The organism is Corynebacterium sp. HMSC06D04, from assembly GCF_001807315.1.
GTDB lineage: Bacteria > Actinomycetota > Actinomycetes > Mycobacteriales > Mycobacteriaceae > Corynebacterium > Corynebacterium simulans.
Genome location: NZ_KV788547.1, coordinates 202744 through 223909 on the forward strand (window position 1 = coordinate 202744; position 21166 = coordinate 223909).

Annotated in this window: 18 protein-coding genes; 8 read left to right on the forward strand and 10 right to left on the reverse strand. The window is 59.5% G+C overall.

The features are described from left to right. Nucleotides 1–367 precede the first annotated feature (367 nt). From gap to secG, 4 genes are all read left to right on the forward strand, one after another. Nucleotides 368–1375 (forward strand): type I glyceraldehyde-3-phosphate dehydrogenase, encoded by a 1008-nt coding sequence (gene gap, locus HMPREF3155_RS06785; RefSeq protein ID WP_061922319.1) that lies wholly within the window; start codon nt 368–370, stop codon nt 1373–1375. Nucleotides 1376–1513: 138 nt separating this feature from the next. After that, a complete protein-coding gene (pgk, locus tag HMPREF3155_RS06790) occupies nt 1514–2731 on the forward strand; it encodes a phosphoglycerate kinase (protein WP_061922322.1) in 1218 nt (405 codons plus the stop codon). Nucleotides 2732–2784: 53 nt separating this feature from the next. Next, the gene (gene tpiA, locus HMPREF3155_RS06795; RefSeq protein WP_061922325.1) at nt 2785–3564 is read left to right on the forward strand and encodes a triose-phosphate isomerase; all 780 of its coding nucleotides are present in this window, start codon (nt 2785–2787) and stop codon (nt 3562–3564) included. Nucleotides 3565–3700: 136 nt separating this feature from the next. After that, nucleotides 3701–3937, forward strand: coding sequence for a preprotein translocase subunit SecG (gene secG, locus HMPREF3155_RS06800; protein ID WP_061922327.1), 237 nt, complete (start codon nt 3701–3703; stop codon nt 3935–3937). A 71-nt stretch (nt 3938–4008) separates the two neighbouring features. Here the strand turns inward: secG and pgl are convergent, their stop codons facing one another. From pgl to tkt, 5 genes are all read right to left on the reverse strand, one after another. Beyond that, nucleotides 4009–4776, reverse strand: a complete 768-nt coding sequence (pgl, locus tag HMPREF3155_RS06805; RefSeq protein ID WP_061922330.1) for a 6-phosphogluconolactonase — start codon at nt 4774–4776, stop codon at nt 4009–4011. 44 nt (nt 4777–4820) lie between these two features. Further along, a complete protein-coding gene (locus HMPREF3155_RS06810; protein WP_061922333.1) occupies nt 4821–5753 on the reverse strand; it encodes a glucose-6-phosphate dehydrogenase assembly protein OpcA in 933 nt (310 codons plus the stop codon). A 13-nt stretch (nt 5754–5766) separates the two neighbouring features. Continuing rightward, complete coding sequence (gene zwf / locus HMPREF3155_RS06815; protein ID WP_141748358.1) at nt 5767–7299, reverse strand: glucose-6-phosphate dehydrogenase; 1533 nt, start codon at nt 7297–7299, stop codon at nt 5767–5769. Nucleotides 7300–7401: 102 nt separating this feature from the next. Continuing rightward, nucleotides 7402–8484 carry a transaldolase gene (tal, locus tag HMPREF3155_RS06820; RefSeq protein WP_062040902.1) on the reverse strand — a complete coding sequence of 361 codons (1083 nt, stop codon included), beginning with the start codon at nt 8482–8484 and terminating at the stop codon, nt 7402–7404. 7 nt (nt 8485–8491) lie between these two features. Further along, nucleotides 8492–10561, reverse strand: coding sequence for a transketolase (gene tkt, locus HMPREF3155_RS06825; RefSeq protein WP_179294377.1), 2070 nt, complete (start codon nt 10559–10561; stop codon nt 8492–8494). 276 nt (nt 10562–10837) lie between these two features. Between tkt and HMPREF3155_RS06830 the strand changes: the two genes are divergently transcribed. Beyond that, nucleotides 10838–11797: a heme o synthase gene (locus HMPREF3155_RS06830; protein ID WP_275437049.1), complete on the forward strand. Its 960-nt coding sequence runs from the start codon at nt 10838–10840 to the stop codon at nt 11795–11797. Nucleotides 11798–11856: 59 nt separating this feature from the next. Here the strand turns inward: HMPREF3155_RS06830 and HMPREF3155_RS06835 are convergent, their stop codons facing one another. From HMPREF3155_RS06835 to mptB, 5 genes are all read right to left on the reverse strand, one after another. Then, on the reverse strand, nt 11857–12828 hold the full coding sequence (locus HMPREF3155_RS06835) for a quinone oxidoreductase family protein (RefSeq protein ID WP_061922346.1): 972 nt from the start codon (nt 12826–12828) through the stop codon (nt 11857–11859). Nucleotides 12829–12963: 135 nt separating this feature from the next. Then, complete coding sequence (locus tag HMPREF3155_RS06840; protein WP_061922350.1) at nt 12964–13968, reverse strand: COX15/CtaA family protein; 1005 nt, start codon at nt 13966–13968, stop codon at nt 12964–12966. Between the two features lie 271 nt (nt 13969–14239). Beyond that, nucleotides 14240–15001: an ABC transporter permease gene (locus HMPREF3155_RS06845; RefSeq protein WP_061922353.1), complete on the reverse strand. Its 762-nt coding sequence runs from the start codon at nt 14999–15001 to the stop codon at nt 14240–14242. Nucleotides 15002–15010: 9 nt separating this feature from the next. Continuing rightward, entirely contained in the window at nt 15011–15940 is a 930-nt protein-coding gene (locus HMPREF3155_RS06850) for an ABC transporter ATP-binding protein (protein ID WP_061922357.1), read from the reverse strand. Nucleotides 15941–15946: 6 nt separating this feature from the next. After that, nucleotides 15947–17674: a polyprenol phosphomannose-dependent alpha 1,6 mannosyltransferase MptB gene (mptB, locus tag HMPREF3155_RS06855; protein ID WP_070432911.1), complete on the reverse strand. Its 1728-nt coding sequence runs from the start codon at nt 17672–17674 to the stop codon at nt 15947–15949. Nucleotides 17675–17822: 148 nt separating this feature from the next. On the opposite strand from mptB, the gene HMPREF3155_RS06860 reads away from it, so the two are divergent. Genes HMPREF3155_RS06860 through sufD form a run of 3 tightly spaced genes read left to right on the forward strand, consistent with a single transcriptional unit; the run spans nt 17823 to nt 21150 of the window. Continuing rightward, nucleotides 17823–18506, forward strand: coding sequence for a helix-turn-helix transcriptional regulator (locus HMPREF3155_RS06860; RefSeq protein ID WP_061922363.1), 684 nt, complete (start codon nt 17823–17825; stop codon nt 18504–18506). Between the two features lie 16 nt (nt 18507–18522). Beyond that, nucleotides 18523–19968 (forward strand): Fe-S cluster assembly protein SufB, encoded by a 1446-nt coding sequence (gene sufB, locus HMPREF3155_RS06865; RefSeq protein WP_061922366.1) that lies wholly within the window; start codon nt 18523–18525, stop codon nt 19966–19968. Then, nucleotides 19969–21150 carry a Fe-S cluster assembly protein SufD gene (gene sufD / locus HMPREF3155_RS06870; RefSeq protein ID WP_070432912.1) on the forward strand — a complete coding sequence of 394 codons (1182 nt, stop codon included), beginning with the start codon at nt 19969–19971 and terminating at the stop codon, nt 21148–21150. Nucleotides 21151–21166 lie beyond the last annotated feature (16 nt).

A 21166-nucleotide genomic window follows, 5' to 3' on the forward strand; every position in this document is an offset into this window, starting at 1 on the left:
TACGCCCAGCATTGCTGCGTCTGGTACCTGCTGGATATGTTTGCTAATCAGGGCTGAGCTGGGGGAGTGATATATCCCACCCCAGGCAACATAAACCAACACATACGGACAAACTCGGGGGTAGTGCAGGGGGTTTTCGGTGCGGATTAGTCATGTGAGCCAAAAATTGTACGCCTGTTTTTGCCTTTCGTCATTACCTGGTTCTAGAAAGCCTCGGGTGGCCCTTTGACCGCTGCATGCTTGGTGTTTGCTCGGTAGTATCGGCCGTGTTGGGAAAACTCACCGAGGTTCTTCGCACCAAAGACGAACTAGAGGAGATGCCTCGGAGCCCACATAACTTTTACTCGATTTATAGAGGAGAAAAACAGTGACCATCCGCGTAGGCATCAATGGCTTTGGCCGCATCGGCCGCAACTTCTTCCGTGCAGTTGCCCAGGGCGACTCCGACCTCGAGGTAGTTGCAGTCAACGACCTCACCGACAACGGCAGCCTGGCAAATCTTCTCAAGTACGATTCCGTTCTCGGCCGCTTCGACGGCGAGATCACTCATGATGACGAGTCCATCACCGTCAACGGCCACCGCATCGCAGTTTCTGCTGAGCGCGATCCAAAGAACTTGAACTGGTCCGAACACAACGTTGACATCGTTATCGAGTCCACCGGCTTCTTTACCGATGGTGAGGCAGCAAAGGCTCACATCGAGGCTGGCGCCAAGAAGGTCATCATTTCTGCACCGGGCAAGAACGTTGACGGCACCTTCGTCTACGGCGTCAACTCCGACGAATACGACGCTGCGAAGCACAACGTTATTTCCGCAGCTTCCTGCACAACCAACTGCCTGGCACCGATGGCAAAGGTCCTCAATGACAAGTTCGGCATCGAGAAGGGCCTGATGACCACCGTTCACTCCTACACCGGTGACCAGCGCATCCAGGATGCACCACACAAGGACCCACGCCGTGCACGCGCTGCAGCGGTCAACATGGTTCCGACCTCCACCGGCGCTGCAAAGGCAGTTGCACTGGTTCTTCCGGAGCTTGAAGGCAAGCTGGACGGCTACGCAATGCGCGTTCCGACCATCACCGGTTCCGCAACCGACCTGACTTTCACCGCTTCCCGCGACGTCACCGTTGAGGAAATCAACGCTGCAATCAAGGAAGCCTCTGTTGGCGAGTTCGGCGAGACCCTCGCATACACCGAAGACCCAATCGTTTCCACCGACATCATCACCGACCCACACGGTTGCATCTTCGACGCCGGCATGACCAAGGTCTCCAACGGCAACCTCGTCAAGGTCCTTGGCTGGTACGACAACGAGTGGGGCTACACCAACCAGCTCGTGCGCACCACCTCCTTGGTCGCTTCCAAGCTTTAAGCTCGGCGCTTGCAAGTCTTAACTAGAGGCTTGGCTTAGATGTTCTACCGGCTCACGCAATTTCCCGCCCAAGGGTCATGCGTGGGCCGGTAGTCTTGTATAGAACGCTTTTTAAAGATTTCAATGAAGGAGAATCCAATGGCTTTCAAGACCCTTGATGACCTCATCGCAGAGGGTGTGGAGTCCCGCCACGTCCTCGTACGATCCGACTTCAATGTGCCGCTCGACGAGGAAGGCAACATTACTGACTCCGGACGTATCACCGCATCCCTGCCAACCATCAAGGCACTCGTTGAAGGTGGCGCCAAGGTCATCCTTTCCGCACACCTGGGCCGTCCAAAGGGCGAGGTAAACGAGAAGTACTCCCTGGCACCGGTAGCAGAGGCTCTTTCTGAGGCACTGGGTCAATACGTAGCGCTTGCTGGCGACGTAACCGGTGAGGACGCACACGAGCGCGCAAACGGTCTTAACGACGGTGACGTCATGCTGATCGAGAACGTGCGTTTCGATGCTCGCGAGACCTCCAAGGATGAGGCTGAGCGCGGCGCTTTCGCTGATGAGCTCGCTGCCTTGGCTGCGGATAACGGCGCCTTCGTCTCCGACGGTTTTGGCGTTGTCCACCGCGCGCAGGCTTCCGTATACGACGTCGCTAAGCGCCTGCCGGCGTTTGCAGGCAAACTCGTGCAGAAGGAAGTCGAGACTCTCGCAGCTGTCGCTGAAAAGCCAGAACACCCATACGTGGTTGTCCTCGGCGGCGCGAAGGTCTCTGACAAGCTCGGCGTCATCGAAGCGCTGGCAGATAAGGCTGACAAGGTCATCATTGGTGGAGGCATGTGCTACACCCTGCTCGCGGCAAAGGGCTACAACGTTCAGAACTCTCTGCTGCAGGAAGACCAGATCGACAACTGCAAGGACCTGCTCGAGCGCTTCGGTGACAAGCTTGTTCTGCCGGTAGACCTCATTGCTGCTACCGAGTTCAACGCTGATGCGGAAAACAAGGTTGTCGCCCTCGACGGCATCCCAGAGGGCTGGATGTCCCTGGACATTGGACCTGAGTCCGTTAAGGCATTCGACGAGGTTATTGCATCCTCTAAGACCGTATTCTGGAATGGTCCGATGGGCGTATTCGAGATGGAGGCATTCTCCAAGGGCACCGAAGGCGTGGCTAAGTCCATCATCTCTGCCACCGAAAACAACGGCTCCTTCACCGTCGTCGGCGGTGGCGACTCCGCCGCTTCGGTTCGCCTGCTTGGCCTGAATGAAGAGGGCTTTTCCCACATCTCCACCGGCGGCGGCGCATCCCTCGAGTTCCTCGAGGGTAAGGAACTGCCGGGCGTATCTGTTCTGCAGGCATAAGCGCCGCAGTTACACAGGCCTACGCACAATAAAACCTGAAAGGAAAATTTTCCATGGCACGTAAACCACTGATTGCCGGTAACTGGAAGATGAACCTGGACCACAAGGAAGCAATCGCCTCCATCCAGAAGTTCGACTTCTCTCTGCCGAAGGACTACTACGACAAGGTCGACGTCGCCTTCATGGTGCCGTTTACTGATCTGCGCACCATGCAGACCCTCTCCGAGGGCGACAAGCTGCTTCTGACCTACGGCGCACAGGACATCTCCAAGCACGATTCTGGCGCCTACACCGGTGAGGTCTCAGGCAAGATGCTTGCATCCTTGGGCTGCAAGTGGGCCGTAGTTGGCCACTCTGAGCGCCGCGAGTACCACGGCGAGACCGACGAGCTCGTATCGGAAAAGGCTGCTGCAGCACTCAAGCACGGCCTGAGCCCGATCGTGTGCGTCGGCGAGCCGCTCGACGTTCGCGAGTCCGGCACCCACGTTGACTACGTGGTCAACCAGACCCGCAATTCCCTCGCAGGCCTGTCCGCTGAGGACTTGTCTAAGACCGTCGTTGCCTATGAGCCTGTCTGGGCCATCGGCACCGGCAAGGTTGCCTCCGCTGACGACGCCCAGGAGGTTTGCGCTGCAATCCGTGCTCTTGTACGCGAACTTGCGGGCGAAGAGGTGGCGGAAGGCATTCGTATTCTCTACGGCGGTTCCGTCAAGGTTGACTCCGTCGCCGAGATCGTGGGCAAGCCCGACGTCGATGGCGGGCTAGTCGGCGGAGCTTCCTTGGTAGGCGACGAATTTGCCAAGCTCGCTGCAAACGCATCCACCGTTGCCTAAGCACCGAGTCAAGGAGTAGGTAAGGAATAGGTACTGGATAACCAGCGCTACGCACGTGGGTCGAAGTATTCTTCGGCCCACGTCGTGGTGTAGAGTAGTCCGGAGTTAATTAATAAATTCTGAGAGGAACGATCCTATGATCTTGGCACTGGAAATCATCCTGGTGATTGCCGCGATCCTCATGTCCATCTTTGTGTTGCTGCACAAGGGCAAGGGCGGCGGACTTTCCAGCCTCTTCGGCGGCGGCGTCCAGTCCAACCTTTCTGGCTCCACCGTCGTGGAGAAGAACTTGGACCGCTACACCATCGTGATGGTTATCATCTGGTTGGCCTGCATCGTAGCGCTCAACCTGATCCAGGCATACGCCGTTTAAAGCCTAAGCAGGCTTAAAGAAAGGCCGCGCTTCCTTTACTTTTAAGGAAGCGCGGCCTTTTAATTTTTTGCTTATTCTTCGATTACCGTCGCGGCATCGTCGCTTAAGAAAAGAATGGTTTCGCTAGTGCCATGCGCACCGGCTGCAGGCCATTCGATGGCGGGGGAGCCAGCCACGATGTGGGAGGCTGCCTCAGCCTTTTCCTCACCGGAGACCAAGAACCACACACGCTCGGAGCGGTTAACCGCAGGCAGCGTCAGCGTGACTCGCTCTGCTGGTGGCTTGGGAGAGTCGGGGACTGCTACAACGAGGTCTTCTTGTTCCATTACTGCCTCAGAATGCGGGAACATGGAGTTGATGTGGCCCTCGCCGCCCATGCCGAGCAGGTGTAGGTCGAAGCCGTTAGGTGCGAATTCAGAAATCTCGCCCGCATAGGCCTTCGCCGCATGCTCCATGGCGATAGCACCCAAGTCGAGACCGTGAATGTGTTCTTCCGGAACGCCCGCTGCGTGCAGGAGTGCTGCACGGGCCTGGCCCTCATTGGAATCAGGATCGGAGACTGGAACATTGCGCTCATCACCAAAGAAGACGTGCACGCGGGTCCAATCGATGGCCAAGGCTGGGTAATCTTCACTCTGCTGCTTCGCAGCGGCATCGAGGCGAGCCAGCTCGCGCAGGGTTCCGATGCCGGCACCACCGCCGGTGAGAACAACGCGCGCCACGCCGTCGTTGTGAAGGCCGCCGCCCGGGGCCTGGACCGACGTGACTACGTCGATGAATTTGCGGGCGGCAGAGGATATGAGTTCGTCTACATCGCTTACGCGGTGAAGAGTGACCATGTGTGTTTGATCCTTAAAAGGGGTGTAAAAATAAAGATGTACGACTAACTGTAGTCCACGCGCGACAGTGCGCGAAGCGAGTGCGCATATGTCTTGTCAGAGTCGAGGTGGCGCAGGTCCTCAGAGAGGATTTCTGCCTGCGAACGCACGCTCAACGAGACCAGGGAATCCGGGGAACCCGGAACCTGTACACGGACGGTGCTAACGTCGACGACGTCGACTGTTACGTGTGAGGATACGCGGTTAAAGCGCAGGGAGTGGATAGGAAACGCCCCCGGCTCCGGAGCAGCCGTTGTTTTCCTGGTTACCGGAACACCCAGGGCGTCGACAAGCCAGCCCGCAGCAAAGTCAGCGGCCGGGCTTTCTGCCGCTCCGCAGATCTCCACGGACTCGACCGGCTCATGTGGGTGGCGGTCAAGCGCCGATGCTACGATGCCGCGCCACAGGGTAATGGCTGCCCAAGACATATCCGAGTCCCCCGGGGTATAGCCGCGGGAGAGCTGCATGAGCTCCTCATGGCTCGCCCCATCCCCGTAGGCCACGTTGGTGATCCGGCGCTGCGCCAGCTTGCCGATTGGGCTCTGCGCTGGATTAGCTGGGCACTTGGTGGGCCACCAAGCAACCAGTGGCGTATCCGGAAGCAGCAGCGGGATAACCACGGACTCGGACTGCTCAGCTAGGTCGCCGTGCAGGTGCATGACGACAATCTCCGAGGCACCAGCCTCACCGCCGACGCGCAGCTCGGCATCGAGGTGGGTTTCCTTGTCGCCGGAGCCGGCGATGACGACGAGCACGCGGGAGGGGTGCTCGTGCGAAGCGTCGCGAACGGAGGCTAGGATTCCCTCGATATCGTCGCCCTCGTTAGCGGCAACAATAAGTGTGAGCACGCGGCCAGTGGTCAGCGTGTAGTGCTCCTGCGCCTCAACGAGCTTCTTGGAGATCTTGCGGGTCGTGGTATCAGGCAATGGGATAATCATCGCTGTAGCCTCCTTAAGGGCGACGCCAGGTATGGCCCCGGCGGCGCAGCATCGTGTTGGCGGATTCAGGGCCCCAAGTGCCCGCTGGGTATTCTTCTGGCTGCCCGGCCTTGGCCCAATAGTCAAGAATTGGGTCGAGGATGGACCAGGAGAGCTCGACTTCCTCGTTGGTCGGGAAAAGCGAGGACTCGTCGAGCAAAGCATCGAGGATGAGGCGCTCATAAGCCTCAGGAGATTCCTCGGTGAAGGCCTCTGCGTAGGCGAAGTCCATGTTGACATCGCGGACTTCCATGGTGGAACCCGGCACCTTTGAACCGAAGCGCATTGTTACGCCCTCGTCTGGTTGGACGCGAATGACCACGGCATTCTGGCCGAGAGACTCTGCCTGACCGTTGTTGAACGGCTGGTGCGGGGCGGTCTTGAATACCAGTGCGATCTCGGTGACGCGGCGGCCGAGGCGTTTGCCGGTGCGCAGGTAGAAAGGCACACCGGCCCAGCGACGGGAGTTGACCTCAAGGGTGCAAGCTGCATAGGTCTCAGTGGTAGAAGCAGGATCGAATCCGTCCTCCTCACGCAGGCCCCGCACGTACTCGGAGCCCTGCCAACCTGCAGAATACTGGCCGCGGGCAGTGGTCTTGTTCAACGGGTGAACCGGCTGGGTCGCGCGCAAGACCTTGGTCTTTTCCGCCTGCAGTGCCTCCGGTTCAAAGGAAGAAGGCTCTTCCATAGCTACGAGGGCGAGCAGCTGCAACAGGTGGTTCTGGATGACGTCGCGGGCGGCGCCGATGCCGTCATAGTAACCGGCGCGGCCTCCCAAGCCGATGTCCTCTGCCATAGTGATCTGCACATGGTCGATGTAGTGCGCATTCCACATCGGCTCGAAGATCTGGTTGGCAAAGCGCAGCGCCATAATGTTCTGGACGGTTTCCTTGCCAAGGTAGTGGTCAATGCGGAAGACGGAAGACTCCGGAAAGACCGCGTTGACAATCTCATTGAGTTCACGAGCAGATGCTTGGTCGTGGCCGAAAGGCTTTTCAATGATGACGCGGCGCCAAGAATCGTCAGCGCTGTTGGCCATGCCAACGCGCTCAAGCTGGTGGCAGATGCTGGAGAAGAACTCCGGTGGAACAGAAAGATAATAAGCCCAGTTGCCGCCGGTACCGCGGGAGGAATCTAGCTCCGCCAAGCGTGCGGACAGGGCGTCGAAGCCGGCGTCATCAAAAGCTCCGTGCACGAACTCGATGCCCTGCGCCAGGTGCTGCCAGACGTGCTCGTTGAACTTGGTACGGGCGCCTGCCTTGACTGCGCCCATCACGTAGTCGCAGAACTCTTGTTTGTTCCAGTCACGGCGGCCATAGCCCACCAAGGTGAAACCAGCGGGCAGGAGGCCGCGGTGTGCAAGGTCGTAAATGGCGGGTAGCAGTTTCTTATAAGCGAGGTCACCGGTTACACCGAAAATCACCATGCCCGAGGGACCGGCGATGCGCGGTAGGCGCTTGTCCTTCGCGTTGCGCAGTGGATTTACCCAGGCGCTCGTTTCCGTCACAGGGGGTTCCTTTCCCAATTTAATTCTCCAGCGACACATTCTAGCGACAAGCGCCCCGCCGAGGTTAGTCAGCGGGGCGCGCGGCCAAAGAGGCGGCCGCAGCTACAGGCGAGCGGCCATCGATTCCAGAAGTTCTTCCCAAGCGGCGACGAACTTATCGACGCCCTCTTTTTCCAGGACTGCGAAGACATCGTCGAAGTCGATACCGAGTTCTGCCAGCTCGGTGAAGACGGCTTCTGCCTGCTCGGTGGAATCGCTTAGGGTATCACCGTGCAAGTTGCCTTCTGCTAGCACTGCGTCGATAGTTTTTTCCGGCATGGTGTTGACCGTGTGCGGGCCAGCCAACTCGGAAACGTACAAGGTAGCGGGGTAGTCGGCGTTTTTAACGCCCGTCGACGCCCACAGCGGGCGCTGCACATTCGCGCCTGCGGGAAGATCGTCTGCCTCCAGCAGCTCCTTCTTGAACAGGGCGTAGGCGCGCTGGGCATTGGCGACGCCCGCCTTGCCGCGCGCTGCCAAGGCAGCATCGCTTCCGATTGCCTCGAGGCGCTTGTCGACTTCGCTGTCCAAACGGGAGACGAAGAAGGAAGCCACGGAGTGAATCTTGGAAACGTCGTGGCCGGCCTTCTCGGCGCGGCGCAGGCCCTTCTTGAAGGTGTCGATGACTTCACCGTAGCGCTCGACGGAGAAGATCAAGGTGACGTTGACGGAGATGCCGTCGGCAAGCGCGTCAGCGATGGCCGGAAGGGAACCCTCGGTGGCCGGAATCTTGATCATCAGGTTCGGACGGTTAACGCGCGCCCATAGCTCGCGTGCCTGCTGGATGGTGGCCTCGGCATTGGCGGAAATGCGGGGATCGACCTCGATGGAAACGCGCCCGTCGCGACCTAAAGATGCCTCGTAGATTCCTGCGAACATATCGCATGCGCGGGCGACATCCTCGATGGCAAGGGCATAGACGGCGTCGTCAGCCTTTGCTCCCTCTTCCTTAAGCTGCGCAATCGCGGCATCGTAAGCGGTGCCCTTGGACATCGCAGCGGCGAAGATGGCCGGGTTTGTGGTGACACCCACGATGGACTTGGAGGAGATGATCTCCTCGAGTTTGCCGGAGTCTAGGCGCTCGCGGGAAAGATCGTCCAACCAGGTAGAGGTACCGAGTTGAGCGAGTTCATCAATATGCGACATGTTTTCCTTACTTGCTAGCGGTGATGGATTCGTGGGCGGCGTTGACTACGGCTTCGGTGGTGATGCCAAACTTCTCGAAGAGCTCGCCGGCTGGGGCAGAAGCGCCGAAGTGCTCGAGGGAGACATTGCGGCCGAAGGTGCCGGTGTACTTGTACCAAGGCATTGCGAGAGCAGCCTCGACGGAGACGCGGGCGCGGACTGCGGAAGGCAGCACGGACTCGCGGTAGGCATCGTCCTGCTCGTCGAACCATTCCAGGCATGGCGCAGAGACAACGCGGGTGGCGGTGCCTTCTGCTTCGAGCTGCTTTGCAGCCTCGACGGCCAGCTGCACCTCGGAGCCGGTGGCCAGCAGGATGACGTCTGGGGCCTGTTTGGATGCTTCTACCAGGACGTAGGCGCCACGACGTACGCCCTCGGCTGCCTTTTCCTTGGTGCCGGCAAGCACTGGCAGGTTCTGGCGGGAAAGCGCAAGGCCCTTTGGAGCTGCCTTGTACTCGAAGGCGGCGGCCCAAGCCTGAGCAGTCTCGTTGGCGTCGGCTGGGCGGATGACCGAGAGATTCGGGATAGCGCGCAGGGCGGCCAAGGTCTCGACCGGCTGGTGGGTTGGGCCATCCTCGCCCAAGCCAATGGAGTCGTGGGTCCAGACGTAGTAGGTATCGGTGGACATCAAGGCACCGAGACGGACGGCCGGATACTGATACTCGGAGAAGATCAGGAAGGTGCCGCCGTAAACGCGGGTGTTGCCGTGCAGCGCGATGCCGTTCATGATTGCGGACATCGCGTGCTCGCGGATACCGAAGTGGAGGTTGCGGCCGTAAGGCTTAGCATCCCAAGCGCCGGTGGTGATGGACTCAGGGCCGAAGGAGTGGGCGCCCTTGATGACGGTGTTGTTGGAACCAGCCAGGTCGGCGGAACCGCCCCACATCTCCGGAACTGCAGCAGCCAGTGCCTGGATGGTGGCCTCAGAGGCCTTTCGGGTAGCGATGGAATCGCCCTCATCCCATTCCGGTAATTCTGCTGCGAAGTTCTCCGGCAGCTTACGTGCCTGCATGCGGTCAAAGAGCGCCTTGCCCTCTGGGTTTGCGGCAGCCCAAGCGTCGAACTTTTCCTGCCACTTAGCGTGCGCCTCGGCGCCGCGCTCACGCAGCTTGCGGGTGTGGGCTATTACCTCGTCGGAGACCTCGAAAGTCTTTTCTGGATCGAAGCCCAGAACTTCCTTGGTGGCGGTAACCTCTTCATCACCCAGCGCAGCGCCGTGCACGCCGCCGGTGTTCATTTTGTTTGGTGCCGGGTAACCGATGACGGTCTTCACGCGGATGAAAGATGGGCGCTCGGTTTCCTCGCGGGCGGCCTGTGCAGCGGCCTCGAGCGCCTCGACGTCTTCACCGGACTCGACGGTCTGGACGTGCCAGCCGTAGGCCTCGTAGCGCGCGACGACGTCCTCGTTGAAGGCGATGTTCGTATCGTCCTCGATGGAGATGCGGTTGTCATCCCAGAAGACGATGAGGTTGCCCAGCTTCTGGGTGCCCGCCAGCGAGGAAGCCTCGGCGGTAACGCCTTCTTGCAGGTCGCCATCAGAGGAGATGACGTAAACGAAGTGATCGAACGGGGACTCGCCGGCCGGGGCTGCGGCGTCGAAAAGCCCGCGTTCCTTGCGGGCCGCCATGGCCATGCCGACTGCGGAAGCCAAACCCTGGCCGAGCGGGCCGGTGGTAATCTCCACGCCGTCGGTGTGGTTGACCTCCGGGTGGCCTGGCGTCAGCGAACCCCAGGTACGTAGAGATTTGAGGTCGTCCAGCTCCAAGCCGAAGCCGCCCAAGTAAAGCTGGATGTACTGCGTCAGCGAGGAGTGACCAACAGAAAGAACGAAACGGTCGCGGCCGGCCCACTTCACATCGTTCGGGTCATGATTGATGACGCGCTGGTACAGGGTATAAGCCAGCGGTGCCAGGGACATCGCGGTGCCTGGGTGCCCAGACCCGCACTTTTGGACAGCATCTGCTGCGAGAACGCGGACGGTGTCGACCGCGCGAGTATCCACATCAGTCCAGTCAGCCGGATAACGGCGCTCGACCATGGCTTGCAACTCTGGGGTCAGCTTTTCTTGCGACACTGGGGACGCCCCTTACTTTGTGGATCGGTTGATTATTGACCCCTCAAGTCTAGATGTTTTGATTAACGGGTGGTGGATTGTCACGGATTGTGGTGGATTATCTAAAACGGTCCAAGAAACTGTAGGCTGGCATGGTTAAGAAGCCTTGGTTAAAGGCGGGGGAACTTTCTAACCCCCGAAGCCGACAACTAATTTGCGGCCATAACCAGGCGGCCACAAAAAGTTACCCCGCGCCAGATACTGGAGGAATATTCCTTGGAGACGTTAAAGGCCTATTTTGCGCTGACGAAGCCGAGGATCATTGAGCTTTTGCTAGTCGCTGCAATTCCGGCGATGCTCCAAGCGCAGCGTGGTGTTGAATCCGTCACGGATAACTTCTGGCTAATCCTTTCCACCATCTTCGGCGGCTGGATGGGCGCTGCGGCTGCCCACACCTTCAACAATGTGGTGGACTATGAGATTGACCAGAAAATGCAGCGCACCCGCGCCAGGCCGCTCGTGCGTGCGAGTATCTCGCGCCGCAATGCTGCCATCTTTGCGTGGGTGATGTTGGCGCTTTCGGTCTTCTGGCTGGGCGTTCTGGCGCACTCCTGGCTGGCAGCGTTCTTCGTCATCCTGACTAACTTCTTCTATGTCTTCGTCTATACGAAGTTTTTGAAGATGCGCAATTCCCAAAACATCGTCTGGGGCGGCCTCGCTGGCTGTATGCCGGCGATGGTGGGTTGGGCAGTAATCCGTGACAATGCCCCTGCTGGTGAGCCCGATAAGTGGTGGCAGGCCATCGTGCTGTTCCTTATTATCTTCTTTTGGACACCGCCACATACGTGGGCACTGGCAATGAAGTACAAGGAGGACTACCGCAAGGCAGGCGTTCCGATGCTTCCGGTAGTCGCCCCTGAGGTCGAGGTAACCCGCCAGATTGTCTGGTACACAGTCGGTACGCTCATCGTGACCTTCCTGATCATCCCTGCTGCCTCGTGGATCTACTTGGTGGCTGCAGTTGGTTCCGGCGCCGTCTTCTTGTGGATTGCCATTGCACTCCACCGCGGCGTCAAGCAGGGCGAAAAGGTCAAGCCCATGCGCTTGTTCATCTACTCCAACAACTACCTGTCGGTCTTGTTCATCGGCCTATCTATCGACGCCGTGCTGGGCTGGGAATCCATCGGCAGCATGCTTGGCTGGTCGACGGCCTGGTTCTAACACAATCAGCCAACTTGGTGGGCCAGAAGGTGAACTAGAACAAGCGGCAATAAACTAGCCTAGTTATCCTCGCGCACTCTTAAGACGATAGAACCGGTGGTCTTGCGCTCTTGGAGATCGCGATGGGCCTGTGCTGCTTCTGCAAGTGGGTAGGACGCTGAGACGTTGAAGACTACGTCGCCGTCGGTTACCGCCTGAACGACTGCTTGGGCGCGCATTTGGAACTCGCCTTCTTGGGAGGTCCATGCACCCAGAGAAGGCCGAGTCAAAAAGATCGAGCCGTGCTTGTTGAGCAGCTGTGGATCCATCGGAGGAACCGGACCGGAGGCCGCGCCAAAAAGTGCCACGGTGCCGCGTGGGCGCACCACTTCGAGCGACTCCATGAAGGTATCCTTGCCGACGCCGTCGTAGACAACGTCCACACCGAAACCACCGTTGAAGCGGCGAACCTGCTCAGCAAGACCTTCGCCGTAGCGGAACACTTGGTCAGCGCCAGCCTCGTATGACAAGGCTTCCTTTTCATCGGTCGAGACCACCGTGTAAACCGTGGCACCGGCTGCCTTAGCCATTTGGGTGAGGATAAGCCCCACGCCTCCTGCGCCTGCGGTGATAAGGCAGGAGGCGCCCTCGCCGAGCTGGTACACGCCATTCGCCAGGTAATGAGCGGTCATTCCCTGCAGGAGCATGGAACCGGCTACCTCAGGCGGGAAGTCATCGGGGACCGCAACGATGCGGTCGCGCGGCACGCATACTTGCTCCGCATAGGAGCCGAAAGCGTGGTCCCAAGCCACCATGGTGCCCTCGGCGATTTCGCCCTTTGGATCGTGGACCACGCGACCAGTGCCCTCGAGGCCGAGGATGAAAGGAGGCGTGGCGCTGTAGATGCCTTCGCGGTAATAGGTGTCGATGTAGTTGACACCGGCCACGATTACGTCGACAAGCAGCTGATCCTCGGTAGGCGTGGGTGCCGAAGTCTCTACATACTCGAGGACCTCTGGGCCACCTTTGTGGTTGACCTGAATTGCGTACATGCTTCAAGGCTATCGCAGCTACTCGCATACATGCAGGAAAACCGCTCCACCGAACGGCACCAAGGCCAGTTCGAAGAGGTGGAGCGGTTCCGCGGAAGACTGTGAGGGCTCGGGAGTCTATATCCTTTTTGAGCTTTACTTAGCTAGTGCTGCCTGCCGCGCAGCGAATTTTTCTTCGGCTGCTGGGGAGCCAGTTTTTAGGCCCGCTGTGCCGTTGACGCGGCGAACACCATGCGCCCATAGGAGAGCGGTGAATGCGGTGACTACGGAAGACATGCCGATGTGGATTGGCACCGTCCAGCGCGGGATGTGCATGTAGAACTGGGCGACGCCGATACCCCATTGGATGAGAATGCAGGCGATGAGCATCCACGCGGCCTTCTTGACCAAAGCTGGTGCTTGAACGCGGTAAAGCATGAAGACCACAATGACGGTGAGGATCAGGTAGGCGTACATGCAAATCGCATGAGCCACGGCCATCATCTCGGTATCGACGTTGAGGCGCCCTTCCATGCCGACGCCATCGTCGCCAGAGTGGACACCAGAGCCGGTGACCATGGTGCCGGTGGTGAGAACCACGGCGAGGGCAATGGATGCCATCGCGGCCAACACGCGGATGGCCTGCGGGAAGATCTGGGTACGCACGCCGTCGTCAGGCTCAAGGATGCGGGAGTAAAGCATTGCAGCCAACCAGACGAGAACCATCGATGGCAGGAAGTGCAGCGCCACGGCCCACCAGTTGAGCTTCAATAAAACGGAGATGGCGCCGATGATTGCCTGAACCACGATGCCGGCCAAGTTCAACCACGCGTAAACCTTCAACTCAGTGCGGCGGCGCGCCATATGCATCGCCATGATGGCAGCCACTGCGGCGGCCGTGACGACGAAGGTAAGTAGGCGGTTACCGAACTCGATGAGTTGGTGGATCCACGGTGCTGCGCCGGAGAGAGGAACAAGCGAGCCCGGGTGGCACTCGGGCCAGGTGATGCAGCCAAGGCCGGAACCAGTAACGCGCACAATGGCGCCGGATACGGTAATGCCGCCTTGGCAGACAAGCAGAATCATCGCGATGAAACGCTGCGCCTTGATGGCGGGCGTCGCCTCGCGGAAAAACGTAGATACTTTGTTACCGGAATTCACGTTAAAAAGACTACCGCTCGGACAGGCTCGGAACGAAACCCCGAATGCCTGCGGGAGCGAAAAAGATAAAAGTCACATTTGCTGCCAGAAATGGAACTTTTTCGCGGTTGCATTTCGCAGTTTCCAAATGGTGAGGTCGACTTGGTGAGGTGAGGCTACACCAGTCTCAGCGCAATACTCGGGTCACAGCTGTTACGGGGTGACCTCACCATTTGCAGATGTGGGCCCTCACCAAACGGTTCAAGCCCGCGTGGTGCAGTCAGGTGCGCGATTAGCCCTCGAAGCGGAACCAGCGCACCGCTGCGAAGGAGGCGGCGCCGGCCCAGGCGAGGAGCACGAGTAGTTCCTGCCAGGGGAGGGTGTGGTTGAGGGCGTCGGCAAGCGCGCTTGCCATCGCGACCGTGGGCACCACGGTAAGGATGCCGTCATTGCTCAAGCCTTGGGTGTACATGGCCCAGCCCACGACTCCCATCAGAATGAACCAGATGAGGTTCGCAACCGCGAGGACTACCTCGGAACTTAAAGTACCGCCGAGGAGCAGGCCGAGCGCGGTGAAGGCGCACACGCCCAGGATGAGGGTGATAAGCCCCAGCAAGATGCCGCCAAGGCTAGCCCGAAGGCCAAGCAGGAAGGCAACGCCGCCGAGGACGAGGACTTGGACCGCGACCATTGAGAAGACAGCGGCAATCTTGCCCACGATGATGGTCCAGGCCGGGACGCCGGAGGCGCCAGTTCGCTTCAGTGCGCCGTAGCGGCGGTCAAAGGCCAGCGCAATGGCTTGGCCGGTAAAGCCGGAGCTTGTGGCCGCCACCGCCAAGACCATAGGGAATATTTCCTTCAGGCCGTGGCCGGTAATGTGCTCCATCCGTGCCGCGCCAATCAAAATGGCTAGGGGAATGACGATGCTGAGCAGTTGCTGCTCACCGTGGCGCAGCATGAGTTTGGACTCGATTAGGCCCTGAGCTCGTGCCATGGTCCAGACGCTGGCACGCTGCGGGTGAGGCTGAAAGGTTCCCGGTTCGAAACGCGTCATGATTACTCCTTAGCTGCGCAGCTCGCGGCCGGTGATGTCGAGGAAGACGTCCTCAAGGTTGCGGTGGGTGGTGTCCAGGTTGCGTAAGGTAACGCCTTGCTGGGCAAGCTCCTGGGCCAGGCGGGCGATGACGTCTGGGGTAGCCGGGGTTTCCACGCGGTAATGCAGTGGGCGGGTGGCCTCAGTGGGCAGCCCTGCCGCGTTGAGCGCGTTAAGGTCCACCTCGGTGGCTGTCTCGAAAGTGATGAGCGGTGAGCCCGTGGATTCCATGAGCTCTGCCGTTGTACCCTGCGCCACCATGTGCCCGTGGTCCACGATGACAACGTGGTCAGCCAAAGCCTCGGCCTCGTCCATCAGGTGGGTGGTCAGAACGGTGGTTACTCCGTCATTGCGGAGCGCGCGGATGAGATCCCACACGGCCAAGCGGGATTGGGCGTCGAGTCCTGCAGTTGGTTCATCGAGGAAGACCAACTCCGGGCGGCCGATGATTGCCAGCGCTAGGGACAGGCGCTGTTGCTGGCCACCGGAGAGGCGCCGATAAGTGTTTTTCTCCACTCCTTTAAGCCCCAGCTGTTCAATCAGCCAGTCGGGATCGAGCGGGTTTGCACTGTACTTGGCGCTGAGCTGTAGCATCTCGCGTACGCGGATGCCAGAGTAGGAACCGCCGCCCTGGAGCATGATGCCGATGCGCTCGCGCACGGCGTCGGGATCGGTGCTGGGATTAAGGCCCAAGACGCGGATGCTTCCCGACGTCGGCTTCTTAAAGCCCTCACACATCTCGATGGTGGTGGTTTTGCCGGCGCCGTTAGGTCCAAGCAGGCACAGCATCTCGCCGCGTTCTACGCGGAAGCTGAGCCCGTCGACGGCCCGTTTATCGCCGTAGGACTTGACCACGTTGCTGAGCTCTAGCGCTGGTGCTCCATCGAAAGTTGCATTCACGAGTGCCTAGTTTAGGACACTGATTCGCGAACGGCGTAATAGCACCATCCACAGTCCCATGACCACGAGATAAGTCACGATAGCTGCGGTATAAATGACCACGATTGTGCCGGGCGGTAGGCCAAGGCCGCGAGGGAGCACGAAGAAACTCATCGCCGCAGAATATATAACCACCGTGATCCGGAAGATGAGACGGTTGGCCCACGCCGCCAAGGGCAGCACGGCCCACAGGATGTACCACGGGTGGACCACTGGGAAGAAGATGACCAGCACCAAGGTGGCGATGCCGAGGCCGCCTACCGGGTGGATGCTGCCACGATATGTGGCTAGCAACATACGCAGCATGAAACCGGCTGCGATGATAACACCGATGGTACGGGTGAAAGTGAGGATGGCGTCGGTGTGATCGCCCAAACCTAAGAGCATTCCGAGGAAGCCAGCACTGACGCCGACTGCAGTACTAGAGGACAACCACGAGCGGATGGATGCTGCGCCGCCTTGCCCGGTTATCCAGCCAAGCCCGATTCCGGAAGTCAGCGTGACAAGGGCAATTGCGGCCAACAGGATGAAAAACTGCAGGGCGACGGCGCTACCGATGGCGCGTGGGGTGGAGTATCCGCGGCGGATGAATAGCACGCGGGCGAGCGCCATTCCAACGAATCCCAGCCCGATGAAGCCCGTAACCTTGACCATTCCGGCGCATGAAATGAGCAATCCCGAGCATAAAAAGTACAGCCACGCCGGAGCGCCGCCTAGGCAGTCGACGCCGCGCAGGCCGAGCTCGACGCCGACCAAGGCCAATCCCAACATGACCGATTCATTGTGGATGCCGCCTACCAGGTGCAACGTGGTCAGCGGGTTGAGGATGCCCAACCACAGTGCGGACTCGGGCGAGACTCGACAACGGATAGCCAACTGCGAGATGGCCCAGCCGGCGGCGATTATGCCGGCTAGCGAAAGCAGCCGGTGTGCGATAACCCCCAAGATGATTGAATTGCCGGTGAGCAGGCTGACTATCCCGGCCAACCCGAGTGCGACGGGGCCATAAGGTGAGGGCGAGTTAGCCCAGATGAAGGGGACCGAGCGAGCCAAAGGATCGGCTGAACCGAGGAGCTCCACCGGGCCCCCAGAGTATGGGTCGAGGCCCTGGGTGACGATGGAGCCGTTGGCCAGATAGGAATAAATGTCCTGGGTAAAAAGGGGCGCAGTGAAAACAAGTGGGATAACCCAACCAGCCCAGGTACGCCAGAGCTGGCTTTCAGTAACCAACCGGCGCGGCCGCGAATGCTCGCCATTGCTTTCGGTGTTGCGGAGAGGCGTTCCAACAAACGGGGCCATGAGCACCCATGCGGTGACCATCAGGCCTACGCCGCAGAAGACGAGGGCAGAAGCCGATTGCAACATGCGCGACATCAATGAGCCGAAGGGCACGTTGTCATAGGGGTTGCCTACTACGGGCAGTGCGCCGGCCCCAAGGCCGCCGACGGCGATGAGGATGGCACCCAGCGTGCCCATCCATCGCAGCACAAAGAAGGCACGCAGCTGGGCGATGGTGGTACGCGGGCGAGCGGCGTCTTCATCTGGCAGAAGGTCGTAGAGTGCGCCGGGCAGGGAGCCGGGTGCATCTTCGCTATTTCCATCGGCATGCAGCTGCGCGGAACGCGATCCCGCACTGCCAAGACGCGGGAGATCCTGGCGGATACCCGTGAGGAAAGCAGTGAGGCGTTGTTTCATAAATGTTTACTCTAGCGGGCCGCCAATTGGCTTGGGGGTGAGGGCTCGCCACGCCGGGTACCTGCGTTGGTGGAAATTGGGAATGAATTAGGGAACACTAGTGTTGTCTAAAAATAGTCGTTCGCTTTCAAGACGGGAGGTGTAGCAGATGGTCCCAGAAAAGGAGACCAGGACCACTGAAGGCGATACCCGCCGCCAGGTCATGCTTCTCCTCCTTAAGGATGGGCCGGTTACGGCCTCGTATCTTGGCGAGCGCCTAGGTCTTTCGGCCGCCGGTATCCGCCGGCACTTAGACATTCTGGTGGAAGAAGAGCTCACGGAGGTGGTCCAGCGTAAGTCGCTCGCGGCTGGCCGCGGCCGCCCCGCCAAGCATTTCCGCCTCACAGACCGCGGGCGTGCACAATTCGGGCATGCCTACGACGCGCTGGCTTCCGATGCCCTGAACGCCCTAAGGGCGGCAGGTGGAGCCGAGGCCGTGCGCAGTTTTGCAAAGGCCCGCTTTGAAAAGCTCCTTGAGGACGTGCACCCGCTTATCGGGGAAGATGAGTCCGTAGAGGAAGTGGCCCAAAAGTTGGCTGCTGTCTTGGACGAACATGGCTATGCCGCGACCGTCAACAGTGCCGGTTTTGGTGTGCAGATTTGCCAGCACCATTGCCCAGTCGCCCATGTGGCTGCAGAGCATCCGGAACTATGTGAGGCTGAACAGGAAGTCTTTTCTGCCCTGTTAGGTAAACACGTGCAGCCCTTGGCTTCTATTGCAGATGGCCATGGAATCTGCACCACAAACATCCCCTTGACACCGGTTAACCAAGACCGGGAAACAAAGCATTAGACGAAAGGAGCGGGTTATGACTCAGGCACAACCGGCGCCAGGCCTCGAGACCAAGATGAGTGATGACGAGATCATCTCTTCCATCGGTGGTTACGAGTACGGCTGGCACGATTCCGACGAAGCGGGCCAGGCAGCTCACCGAGGACTCAGCGAGGACGTCGTCCGCGATATTTCTGAGAAGAAGAACGAGCCGGAGTGGATGCTGGAATCCCGTCTGAAGGCGCTGCGCATCTTTAACAAGAAGCCGGTTCCAACGTGGGGCCCGGATCTCTCCGCTATTGACTTCGACAACATCAAGTACTTCGTGCGCTCCACTGAGAAGCAGGCGCAGACCTGGGACGATCTTCCTTCTGATATCAAGGAGACCTACGACAAGCTGGGTATCCCGGATGCAGAAAAGAAGCGCCTGGTCTCCGGCGTTGCTGCGCAGTACGAGTCTGAGGTTGTCTACCACAAGATTCGCGAGGACCTGGAGGCCCAAGGCGTTATCTTCGTCGATACCGATACCGCAGTGCGCGAGTACCCGGAAATTCTCCAGGAGTACTTCGGCACCGTCATTCCGGCTGGCGATAATAAATTCTCCGCGCTGAACAATGCCTGCTGGTCCGGCGGCTCCTTTGTCTATGTTCCAAAGGGCGTGCACGTGGATATTCCGCTGCAGGCATACTTCCGCATCAACACCGAGAACATGGGCCAGTTCGAGCGCACCCTCATCGTCGTTGAGGAGGACGCTTATGTTCACTACATCGAGGGTTGTACCGCTCCTATCTACAACTCCGATTCTTTGCACACCGGCGTTATCGAGATCGTCGTGAAGAAAGGCGGCCGTTGCCGCTACACCACGATCCAGAACTGGTCCACCAACGTCTACAACCTGGTTACCCAGCGCGCAAAGGTGGAAGAGGGCGGCACCATGGAATGGGTCGATGGCAACATCGGTTCCAAGGTCACCATGAAGTACCCGTCTTGTTGGCTGACCGGCGAGCATGCCAAGGGCGAAGTTCTCTCTCTGGCTTTCGCTGGCGAGGATCAGGTCCAGGACACCGGTTCCAAGATGCTGCACATGGCTCCGCGTACCTCCTCCAACATCGTGTCTAAATCCGTCGCCCGCAACGGTGGCCGCGCGGCTTACCGCGGCCTGGTGCAGGTCAACGCGAACGCATCCAACTCCACCGCGAACGTCGAGTGCGACGCATTGCTCGTGGACAACAATTCGCGTTCCGATACATACCCGTATAACGACATCCGTAATGACCACGTGACCTTGGGCCACGAGGCAACGGTGTCCCAGGTTTCCGAAGAGCAGCTGTTCTACCTCATGTCCCGCGGCATCGCGGAAGAGGAGGCAATGGCGATGATCGTGCGCGGCTTCGTGGAGCCAATCGCGAAGGAGCTTCCGATGGAGTACGCCCTCGAGCTCAACCGCCTTATTGAACTGCAGATGGAAGGATCGGTGGGCTAAGTGGTCGCATCTAACGAATTCAATCCGGCTGACGTCACCAAGGGCGATCAGTTCACGTCTTTCAATGTGGAGGACTTCCCAGTACCGCACGGTCGCGACGAGGTTTGGCGTTTTATCGCCCTGCGTAACCTGCGTGGCTTGCACAACGGCGAGTTCGCTCCGGCGGTAGCGCAGAAGATTGCTGTCAGCGCACCGGAAGGCGTTAGCTCCGAGACCGTCGTTGCCGACGATTCCCGCCTAGGCAAGGCAGGTGCTCCTGCAGACCGCGTTGCAGCCCAGGCATGGTCTTCCATGCCAGAAGCGCAGTTGGTCACCATCGATGCTGAGGCTCAGCTGGATAAGCCAGTGGAAATCACCATCACTGGCGCGGGTGAGGGCGTGACCTCCTTCGGTGCAACCTCCATCCAGGTGGGCCACCATGCAGAGGCCACCGTCGTGCTCAAGTATGTCGGTTCCGGCACCCACGCTGACAACGTTGAGTTCATCGTCGGCGACGGCGCCAACGTCACCGTTGTTGTCGACGCTGACTGGGAAGACAACGCGGTACACCTGGGCCACCAGGTTGCCTCCATGGGTCGAGATTCTGTTCTGCGCCACAACACCGCCATCTTCGGCGGCGAAATCGTGCGAATCGTTCCACGCGTTGCCTTTACCGCTCCAGGCGGCGACGCAGAGATGCTCGGCGTCTACTTCGCCGATGCAGGCCAGTACTTCGAGAACCGCCTGCTCGTTGACCACTCGGTACCGAACTGCCGCTCCCGCGTGTTCTACAAGGGTGCGCTGCAGGGTGAAACCCATGCTGACGGTTCCGCCGAGTCTGGCCGTGCTGAGGCGCGCACCTGCTGGGTTGGCGACGTACTGATCCGCAAGGATGCCACCAACACCGATACCTATGAGACCAACAACAACCTCATCCTGACTGAGGGTGCTCGCGCCGATGCGATCCCGAACCTGGAGATCCAGACCGGCGAAATCGTGGGGGCTGGCCACGCCGCAACCGTTGGCCGCTTCGACGACCTCGAGCTGTTCTACCTGATGTCCCGCGGTATCCCGGCTGCAGAGGCACGCCGCCTTATCATCCGCGGCTTCTTCTCCGAGGTCATCTCCCGCATTCCAGTTGAGTCCTTGCGCGAGGATCTAGAAACCCGCGTCATTGACGAGCTCGAAAAAATCAACGCCTAGAAACAATCCCCGAAAG